A 9,109-nucleotide genomic window follows, 5' to 3' on the forward strand; every position below is an offset into this window, starting at 1 on the left:
CGCCCTCCGAGATGCCCAGCGTGACGCAGGGCAGGATCAGGCTGCGGATCGCGTCGCCCGGTTCCGCCCAGCGGTCGGCCGGAAACCCTTGTGCCGGTAGCACTTGTAACTCCACCGCGAACAGCAGGATCAGCAGCATGGCCAGCCACAGGCCCGGGATCGCGATGCCGAGCTGCGAGAGCGCGTTGGCCGCCTCGCCCGTCCGGCTGCGATGCCGGACCGCGGCCCAGGTGCCCAGCGGTATCGCCAGGCCCAGCGCGACCAGCAGCGACCCGATGATCAGCGGCCCGGTGACGGCCAGCTTCTGCGCCAGCTCTGGCCCGACCGAGGTGCCGTTGAGCTGGGAATGGCCGAAGTCACCGTGGAAGACGCCGCCGATCCAGGACAGGTACTGCGCGGGCAGCGACCGATCCAGACCGAGGTCGGTGCGGATGGCCGCGATCTGCTCCGGCGTCGCCTGGATGCCGGCGACGGTGGCCGCGACGTCGCCGGGCAGCAGCCGCAGCAGCGCGAAGACGAGCACGCTCGCCACCGCGAGCGACAGCACGAACAGCCCGGCCCGCCGCATCACATACCAGAGCAAAACACCTCCGTCACTTGGCGACCGCGAGCTTGGTCAGCGGAAACCGGTTGTTGGTCTCGTGCTGCGGCACCCCGTAGATTCCCTTGCGCACCACCGTATTCGCTTCGACCAGGAACAACCAATCGCAGGGCGCGTCCTCGGACACCTGCCGGACCGCCTTCTTCAGCAGGGCGTTGCGCGCGTCCTCGGTGTCCGCGGTCAACGCGTCCCGGTACCACTGCTGTACCTGCTTGTTGTCGTAGTTGAAGTAGTAGTCCGGGCGGGCGTAGTTGCCGAAATCGCGGGCCTCCGCGTGGATTACCACGCTCAGCTCGTAGTCGTGGTTCTTGTACACCTTCGACAGCCAGGTCTGGAACTCCACCACGTGGACGTTGAGCGTGATGCCGACGTCCTTGAGATTGGAGACCAGGACATCGCTGAGCGCGGGCACGTAGTGGTTCGGGTACTCGACCGTCAGTGTCAGGCCGTTGCCGTATCCCGCCGCGGCGAGCAGCTTCTTGGCGTTGCCCGGATCGAACTTGTCGATCGAGGTCAGATCCTCGTACCAGGGGTCCTGGGGCGGGACCGGGCCGCCGATGCGGATGCCCGCGCCGATCGCCTTGATGATGGCGTCCTTGTCGATCGCCTGCCGGATGGCATGGCGCACATCGGGATTCGACAGCGCCGGGTGCTTCTCGTTGAACGCGAGGGTGTATTCATCGGTGCTGTTGCCGCGCAGCACGTCGAACTTGTCGCTCGCGCTCGTGAACGCTTGCAGCAGTGAGGGATCCGTGCCGGTCTGGATGTCGGTCTGCCCGGTCAGCGTCGCGTTGTTGGCCGAGTTGGGCTCGATGATGTAGTGGAACACCACCTTCGCGACCTTGGGCGCCGGGCCCCAGTAGTTGTCCACCCGGGCCAGCGTGAGCGTGGAGCCGCGGTTCCACTGGGCCAGCCGGAACGGGCCGGAGCCGTTCTCCGCGCCGTCGAGCGAGGCGAAGTCGGTGCCGCTCTTGTAGACGATGCCGCCGCGCTGGGTCAGCGCCCAGAGCAGGTTGGTGTCGCGCTGCTTCAACCTGATCGTCACGGTGGCCGGGTCCGGCGCGGAGACCTCGGCCACGGAGCCGAACTCGGTGGCGCGCAACGACTTCGAGCCGGGCGCGATCTGCTGCTGCAGCGACCACGCGGCGTCCGCCGAGGTCAGCGGCGAGCCGTCGTGGAACTTCGCGTTCTGCACCAGGTGGAAGGTGTAGGTCAGGCCGTCGGCGGACTGCTCCCACGAGGTCGCCAACCCCGGGACGATCTTGTCCTTGGCGTTGCCGTCGACCGTGACCAGGCCCTGGTAGACGTTGTCCATGAGCGCCTGATCCAGCGACACACCGGCCGTGGTGAAGATGTTCAGGCTGGCGGGCTCCAGCGCGACCCGAACGTTCACGGTGGCATTGAGATTGAGCTTGTCGTCCGGCGGCGTCGCGGACTGCGTGGAGTTGCCCGTGTCCGACCCGCCGGGTCCGACATCGCCGGTCCCGCACGCCGTCAACGTCAGGCAGACCGCGAAGGCCAGCGCACCAAGGGAAAACAGCCGACCGTGCCTCAAATCATGCTCCCAGCCCTGCGAACGGCGATATGTCGAACCTGCACTTCATCTCTCCTGATCTCGGTTCAGCGAATCTGCTTCTGCGGCATGCCCTCACGGAACGCCGCGTGCCCCGGCGGCGGTGTCGGCGCGTCGAACGGGTTGAGCCAGACCCGCAGCAGCTCACGGGCGACCTGATCGCCGTCGACGAAGGCGGTGCGGGCGTGCACGATGACATTATTGTTGAGGAATTGGATATCGCCGGGGTTTATCCGCATGGTGACCTTATTTTCCGGCCGGTCCGCGATCGACTCGAAGGTGTGCAGCGCGAGCCGTTCCACCGCGGACAGGTCGAGGTCGAATCGTTCGGCGGCGGACTCGATGAAATGGCGCACGTAGTAGCGGCAGGTCAGCCTGCCCTCGTGCCACGCGTAGACCGAATTGCGGTAGTACGGCCGCTCGCCGTCGAGCTGCTCGTCGCGCCGGTCGTAGTAGAAGCCGGCGTAGTAGAGGCCGAGCAGTTCCCGGTGATGCGCGAGCAGCTCGTTGTGGATGGTCACCGAGCTGGCGAGGCTGCTGTACCCGCCCTCGCCCGCCGAGCGCAGGCACAGCAGCCCGACGACGTCGGAGCTGTCGGTGTGGAACGGGAGCGCCTCGTTGGTCTGGTAACCGCGGGTCGTCGCGTTCAACAGGCCGCCGTTGCCGTAATTCTTGACGGGGACGATGATTTCGCCGCGGGCGTTCTGGGTGACCGCGGGCCCCAGGTGCGCGCACAGGCCCCAGTACATGAGTTCGATATCGGAGCGCGGAATGTCCGCGGTGATGGGAAAGCCGCTCAGCACGGCGAATCCGCGACCGGAGACGAGCGTGCGCGAGACGTCCTTCAGTTTTTCGGCGAGGCCGTCGAGCGGAAAGTCCGCGCGGGTGATCTGGCCGAGTTCCTTACCGGTGTCTCGGCTGTGCTTCAACGCCGCGAACAACTCGCCGATGTCGTCGGCGGTCAGCGGTGTCGTCCACTGGGCGGGGTCGGTGAAATCGCTGCTGCGCCAGGCGGCGGGCCCGGTGATTGTTTCGGTGCAGATGGGAGACGATGCGTTAGCCATTCGTTCGACCATTCCTATCGCGAGCGTAGGTACGTTACCAATGGGCGCCGATCGATACCGGCCGGAATCGCCAGGTCGGATCCCCGGCCGTGGGAGCAGGTCACGAGCAGCTCCAGTGCGAGATCTCGTTGCACCATGCTGCCGCCCATGCCGACGATGGCGGGCAGGACCGAGATCAGTTGCCGCACCGCCTGTTCCGGGTTCGATCGGCAGTAGTACAGAAAACCTTCGGCCACGCCGACCGCGGTACGGCGGGTGCCGGTCAGGTGTTCGGCGGAATCCGTTGCGTCCTCGGCGATTTCCTTCGCGAGCCGCTCGGCCTCGGCGTGCCGGTCGGCGCCGATGATCGCGAGCAGCACATGCAGGTCGACGAAGGCGGAGTTGGACGCGCCGCGGATCTCCAGGGCCTTGTCGGCGACGGCGGTGAAGTCGTCGGGCCCGGCGAGCCCGGCCAGCCGCAGCCGCCACAGCAGCGAGACCGCGTCACTGAACTGCATCGCCGAGCACTCGCTCGCCAGCACCCCGGTGACCTCGTCGACGAGACCGGTCAGCGCGTCGCGGTCGGACTCGGCCATCGAGTTCAGCGCGTGATGCCAGCTGAGATGCGTACGCAGCAGGCAACTCTCGGAGTTCCACCGGCCGCGCGTCGAGGAGAGCAGCTCGGCGACGGCCCGGTTGTCCCGCGTCTCGAACAGCGCGTGCGCGCAGGCGTGCACCGCCCACGGGTTGTCGTCCGGCGCGAGGGACAGCGCGCGGCTGCCCGCCGCGTGCGCCTCGGCGAACCTGTTGTTCTCGCCGTAGGCGAACGCGAGCATGGCCAGCAGGTACGGGTAGTTCTCGCTCGCGCCCTCGGTCAGCAGCGGGCTGGCGGACAGGCGCGCGAGCAGGGTCTCGGTCGCGCCGGTCAGGAAGTCGACCTGGTGCCCGGCCGCCAGGGCGAGCTCGTCGGCGGGGAACTGCCGGGAGATCTCCAGCAGCGTGTCCCCCGCCTCGCCGTACGCGCCGTGCAGCAGGTGCCGCACCGCGTCGAGGTGGGCGGACTCGAGCGCGGGCAGCGCGGCACGATCGATGCGGCGCAGCGCGTCGACCACCTCGACCGGCGGGCGCACGCCGCCGAGCAGATACAGATAGGCGCGCAGCAGCACCACGATGGGCCGCTCGGCGTCGTCGTCCAGGCCGTCCAGCGACGTCACCATGGAGCGGTCGAATCTCAGCAGCCCGTTCACCGAACCGGATACGGCCGCCCGCACCCGGTCGCTGTAGGACGACATGGCTATCGCACTCATCAACACCTAACTCTCCGAAGCGGGCAGCCCATTGAGGTAGAGCTCGCGAATACCCGGCCTGGCCCGGCGCGCCCACGCCACGGCGGCCGCCACCTTGTCGATATCGATGTCGAAGTAGGGCTGCGACATATCGGTCAGGCCGAACGACGGCGGCACGAAATCGGCGTCGGCGAACAGCTTTCCGAACTCGGCCACCGCGGCGTCCCGGCTCATCTCCTTGCGCCAGTAGGCGTCCATGATCTGCCCGGACTTCTCGTAGAACGCGTCGATGAAGCCGTCGAGTCCGGCGCCCGGCGCCGCGTCCATGCGCAACAGCGGCGAGGTGTCCTCGCCGCGCGCCTCGGCGGCCGCGATGACCTGACGCAGCCTGCTCTCGGTGCGCATGGTGCCGGTGACCTGGTTGACCTGCCACACCCGGAACCACGCGTTCCACAGCTCGTAGTCGGTGAACGAGCGGAACGCGTTGCCGACCAGGAAGTCGTTCTCCTTGATCAGGCTGGCCTGCATCTGCTCGATGTCGTCGAAGGTCTCCGGGGTGAATCCGCCGCGGAACCGGTCGATGAGCCGCTCGGCCAGCCGGTCCACCACGACCGCGGTGTTCTGCATGCCCCGCGAGAACAGCGGGTCGATGAAGCCGGCGGCGTTGGAGGTGAGGCACCAGCGGTCGCCCACGGTCCGCCGACTGGAGTATTGCAGCCGGCCCGCGCTGATCCAGTCCCTGGCGTTGCGGGCGTCTTCGAACTGCTTGCCGATCTCCGGGTAGGTCTGCAGGAAGTCGGCGAATGCCTGCGCGGGGTCGCGCTCGGGCGACTCGTCACCGTCGTCGATGCGCCAGGTGATGCCGACGCTGCACAGCGGGCTCGACGACTTGTCGCTGTTGTCGAACGGGATGACCCACATCCACCCGCCCTCGAACACGTGATGCAAAGTGCCCGTGTGCCATTGGCGCGGGGCGGTGATGGCGGTGATGTCGTCGAACGGGGTCACCCCGGTCATGTGGGTGAAGATGGACTTCGACTCGGTGATGAGGCCCTCGGTGGTCCGCAGCCCCAGCGCGTCGGCGACCGGCGAGCCGCGCCCGCCCGCGTCGACGACGTACTCGGCCGAGATCCGCGTTCCCTCGTCGCCTTCGAAGAGCACGCCCTCGTCGGTGATCTCGAAGTGACGGGTGCCCACGCCCTCGAGCAGGACGGCGCCGTAGTCGACGGCGCGCAGCGCGAGCCAGTGGTCGACGTCGGCCCGGAACAGGTGCGACTCGGTCTCCACGATCTCCGAGAGCGGGAACTGGTGCGCGCGGTCGGCGATGCCGCCCGGCTCGTGGTAGACGAAGCCGAAGTTGTTCTTCATGCCGCAGGTGTCGACCGCGGCGATGAGATTGTCGAACGAGGAGAGCACGGCCAATTCCGGCACCCCGTATTTGATGCTCATCAATTTGTAGAGCTTGGAGGTGTTCGGAATCGTCGACTCGCCGATGGCGAAGCGCGGATGTTTTTTCGGGTCGACCATGCAGGTGCGCAACCCGGAGGCCTGGAGGCACAGCGAGAGCGAGCTGCCGGAGAGGCCGGAGCCCAATATCAGAACGTCGAATTTCTGCACGACTACTACTCCTCTTCCACCGATACCCGGCGGAGCGGAGTCTGCTGGTGATACAGCATGAGCCAGCGATCGTGGCGACGGGTATACACCGTCGAAATGGCCGCGTATATCCCGTCCAGACCCACTCGTTTCTGATACATCTCGTAAAAGACGATATGGGCCTCCGGGCCGAGGGTGCGTTCGTGGAATTCGAGAATTTGATACGTCTCTATCGCGGGCGCGCCCGCCACCGCGTTCAGCGCGATTCGCCGGGACAGCGAGGCGTGCGGGGACGGCACGGCCAATACCGCGTCCTCGGCGAGGACGGCGTCGTAGAATTCCGCGCCCCGCCCGGCGCTCAACGCACGCCACTGCTGAAATTCTATTTCGGCCGGACTCAGGTCCGCCGAGAAATCCTCGACCGTGTTACCAGGGTTTGTTTCCGCTTGCGTGACCATGAGCACCCGCCTAATTCCCGCGAGGAGACTGCCGGGCCGCCAGGCCCTCCTCTGGGCCGCCGATAGTTTATCTTGCGCAAGCAACAGTATCACGCTCAGCGCATACCCCGCAACGGTTTTCGAGTTGCCGGAAAGGCCAAATGATGATTCATCAACAAACTAATCCCGATTCGCTCAACGGCTGCGTTGACGCTGTCGTTCCGGTACGGTCTAAGTGGTTCTATCATCACCCCCGTACCCCGCGCCGAAGCGCGTTCGCAAGAATCAGGAGGGAGAATCGTTGGAGCGACTCGACACCGGCAATCATGCGAAGAGCGCATTGGTCGTCCAGCACGATCCCGAAGCCATGACCCGAGTATCGCTGAATGCGCGCGAGAGTGGCCGGGACGTGGCGCTCGTACCGACAATGGGAGCGTTGCACGACGGCCATCTCGCGTTGGTCGAACGCGCAATGAAAAGCAATTCCCACGTCATTGTTTCGATCTTTGTCAACCCACTACAATTCGGGGCCGGCGAGGATCTCGACAAGTATCCGCAGACGCTCGAGGCCGATCTCGATATGCTGCGCCGGGCGGGCGTCGACTCGGTGTTCGCGCCCTCGCCCTCGGGCATGTATCCGGACGGTCCCCGCACGCGGGTGACGCCCGGCCCGCTCGGCGGCGAACTCTGCGGCGCCACCCGGCCCGTGCTGTTCGGCGGGATGCTCACCGTGGTGGCGAAGCTTTTCCAGATCACCCGCCCCACCGTCGCCTACTTCGGCGAAAAGGACTACCAGCAGCTGATTTTGATCGAGCAGATGGTGCGGGACCTGAACTTCGGCCTCCGGATCGTCGGCGTCCCGACCGTGCGCGAACCGGACGGGCTGGCCATGTCCTCCCGCAACCGATACCTCGATCCGCGTGAGCGGGCGACGGCCGTGGCCCTGCCGACCGCCCTGCACGCGGGCGCGCGGGCGGGCGACGCCGGGGCCGAGGCGGTGCTCCGCGCGGCCCGCGCGATCCTGGACGCGCACGACGACATCCGGGTCGAATATCTCGAATTGCGCGACCCCGAACTCGGGCCTGCCCCGGCGTCGGGCCCGGCCCGGTTATTGGTCGCCGCGCACCTCGGCGGCACCAGGCTGATCGACAATGTACCGGTGACCTTGAAATAACGTTCATCCGACGTGAAACGGAAAAACCATGAGCACGTGCATGTTCCTCCTCGACCGGCAGAATCATCGTTTCGTCGCCGTCGAATCCCGCGATCACTCGATATATCGTCCGCACGGTTTCCAGGCGGCCCGCGAGCTCGGCCTGACGCATCGTTTCTCCTACGGGCCGCACTGGCACGACAACCCGGAACTCCGTGACCGGATCTGGACCATCGGCAACGCCACCGAGTCCGCGTCGGCCGAGGTCGTCGGCGGGCTCGATATCGACGGCGGAACGTGGCTGGCCCTGCACCGCCGAACCGGCGTCTACTGCCGAATCCTCACCGAAACCCCGGACGACCCCGAATTCGTCTCGCCGCGCGGACTGCCGATCGATTGCGCCACCGCAGAGTCGGCGCGCGAGGCCGTACGACTGCTCGAGACGCGCCTTCGCCCGGCGCTCGAAGAATCCGGCAAGAGGATGCCCGGCTTCCATATGCTCGTCGCCGATCCGCGGGACGCGTTCGTGGTCGCCTTCGACGGCGCGGATTCCGTGACCGCCACCGCGCTGCCCGACGGACGGCCGCACGTGCTCACCGAATCCGGCCCGGCCGCCGACGACGAATCGGGCAAGCGTCTGCAAAGCCTCGCGGAGAGCGCTGCCGCGCCCGACGAGAAATTGACCTCGTGGGCCCCCTGGCTCACGCTTTTCGCGAGCCGCCCCGACGACGCCCCCGATTATTCGACGGAGAACTGGGTCGCCTCCGCGCATTCGACGATCCGTCCGCCCTACCGCGACACCGAAGACCGAAACCGGCACAAGAATGTCGCACTTTTTCCAGTGACCGATCCGAGCCAAGCGGCGTGGACGAAGAGCGTCTCGATATACTCTGCCGGAAAGACGGGGGCGGAGTTGTTCGCATACAACGAACGGCAATTGTTCGATTACCAGCCACTGCCGTCCGATGTGCGCCGCGTGGGCTTCCCCACGACACCGGACGACTTCTTCGTCGTCATCGCGAACGAGAATTCCTGAGCTGAGGCGGCTGCGATGAATATGGCGAATGCGACGATCGGCGTTCCGGACGTCCGGGTCGGGCACTGGACCGACCCGCTCGGCGAGACCGGCTGCACGGTCGTCATCTTCCCGGCCGGCACGGTCGCGTCCTGCGAGGTGCGCGGCGGCGCGCCGGCCAGCCGCGAATTGGACGCGCTGGCACCGGACAAGACCGTCCCGTTCATCGACGCGGTGGTCCTCACCGGCGGGTCGGCGTTCGGCCTGGCCGCCGCCGACGGCGCGATGCGCTACCTCGAGGAGATCGGGCGCGGCATCCCCACCCCCGGCGGCAATGTGCCGATCGTGCCCGCGCTCGCGCTCTTCGATCTGAGCGCGGGCGATCCGAAGGCGCGGCCGACCGCC

The 9,109-nt window shown here is 66.8% G+C and carries 9 protein-coding genes; 3 read left to right on the forward strand and 6 right to left on the reverse strand.

Annotated features, from left to right (window positions below; genetic code table 11):
• From ON39_RS35785 to ON39_RS35810, 6 genes are all read right to left on the reverse strand, one after another.
• Positions 1-583: ABC transporter permease (locus ON39_RS35785; protein WP_157195575.1), on the reverse strand; the 583-nt coding region annotated here is incomplete at its 3' end.
• 10 nt (positions 584-593) lie between these two features.
• Positions 594-2,156 (reverse strand): ABC transporter substrate-binding protein, encoded by a 1,563-nt coding sequence (locus tag ON39_RS35790; RefSeq protein ID WP_051187525.1) that lies wholly within the window; start codon positions 2,154-2,156, stop codon positions 594-596.
• A 65-nt stretch (positions 2,157-2,221) separates the two neighbouring features.
• On the reverse strand, positions 2,222-3,238 hold the full coding sequence (locus ON39_RS35795) for a TauD/TfdA family dioxygenase (RefSeq protein WP_157195576.1): 1,017 nt from the start codon (positions 3,236-3,238) through the stop codon (positions 2,222-2,224).
• 14 nt (positions 3,239-3,252) lie between these two features.
• Positions 3,253-4,524, reverse strand: coding sequence for a tetratricopeptide repeat protein (locus ON39_RS35800; RefSeq protein ID WP_146250992.1), 1,272 nt, complete (start codon positions 4,522-4,524; stop codon positions 3,253-3,255).
• Positions 4,525-4,530: 6 nt separating this feature from the next.
• Positions 4,531-6,120: an NAD(P)/FAD-dependent oxidoreductase gene (locus tag ON39_RS35805; RefSeq protein ID WP_040740787.1), complete on the reverse strand. Its 1,590-nt coding sequence runs from the start codon at positions 6,118-6,120 to the stop codon at positions 4,531-4,533.
• Positions 6,121-6,125: 5 nt separating this feature from the next.
• On the reverse strand, positions 6,126-6,557 hold the full coding sequence (locus ON39_RS35810) for a nuclear transport factor 2 family protein (protein WP_146250993.1): 432 nt from the start codon (positions 6,555-6,557) through the stop codon (positions 6,126-6,128).
• 319 nt (positions 6,558-6,876) lie between these two features.
• Here ON39_RS35810 and panC point away from each other — a divergent pair, with 319 nt between their 5' ends.
• From panC to ON39_RS35825, 3 genes are all read left to right on the forward strand, one after another.
• The gene (panC, locus tag ON39_RS35815; RefSeq protein ID WP_085998324.1) at positions 6,877-7,710 is read left to right on the forward strand and encodes a pantoate--beta-alanine ligase; all 834 of its coding nucleotides are present in this window, start codon (positions 6,877-6,879) and stop codon (positions 7,708-7,710) included.
• Positions 7,711-7,738: 28 nt separating this feature from the next.
• On the forward strand, positions 7,739-8,725 hold the full coding sequence (locus ON39_RS35820) for an NRDE family protein (protein WP_146250994.1): 987 nt from the start codon (positions 7,739-7,741) through the stop codon (positions 8,723-8,725).
• A gap of 15 nt (positions 8,726-8,740) precedes the next feature.
• Positions 8,741-9,109: P1 family peptidase (locus ON39_RS35825; RefSeq protein WP_174412609.1), on the forward strand; the 369-nt coding region annotated here is incomplete at its 3' end.

This window comes from Nocardia tenerifensis NBRC 101015, from assembly GCF_000308715.1.
In the GTDB taxonomy this organism is placed as follows: domain Bacteria; phylum Actinomycetota; class Actinomycetes; order Mycobacteriales; family Mycobacteriaceae; genus Nocardia; species Nocardia tenerifensis.

Bases quoted from the DNA above. Each gene is read 5' to 3' on its own strand.
- ON39_RS35800 (WP_146250992.1), bottom strand. From the start codon at position 4,524: ATGAGTGCGATAGCCATGTCGTCCTACAGCGACCGGGTGCGGGCGGCC.
- ON39_RS35810 (WP_146250993.1), bottom strand. From the start codon at position 6,557: ATGGTCACGCAAGCGGAAACAAACCCTGGTAACACGGTCGAGGATTTC.
- ON39_RS35820 (WP_146250994.1), top strand. From the start codon at position 7,739: ATGAGCACGTGCATGTTCCTCCTCGACCGGCAGAATCATCGTTTCGTC.
- ON39_RS35795 (WP_157195576.1), bottom strand. From the start codon at position 3,238: ATGGCTAACGCATCGTCTCCCATCTGCACCGAAACAATCACCGGGCCC.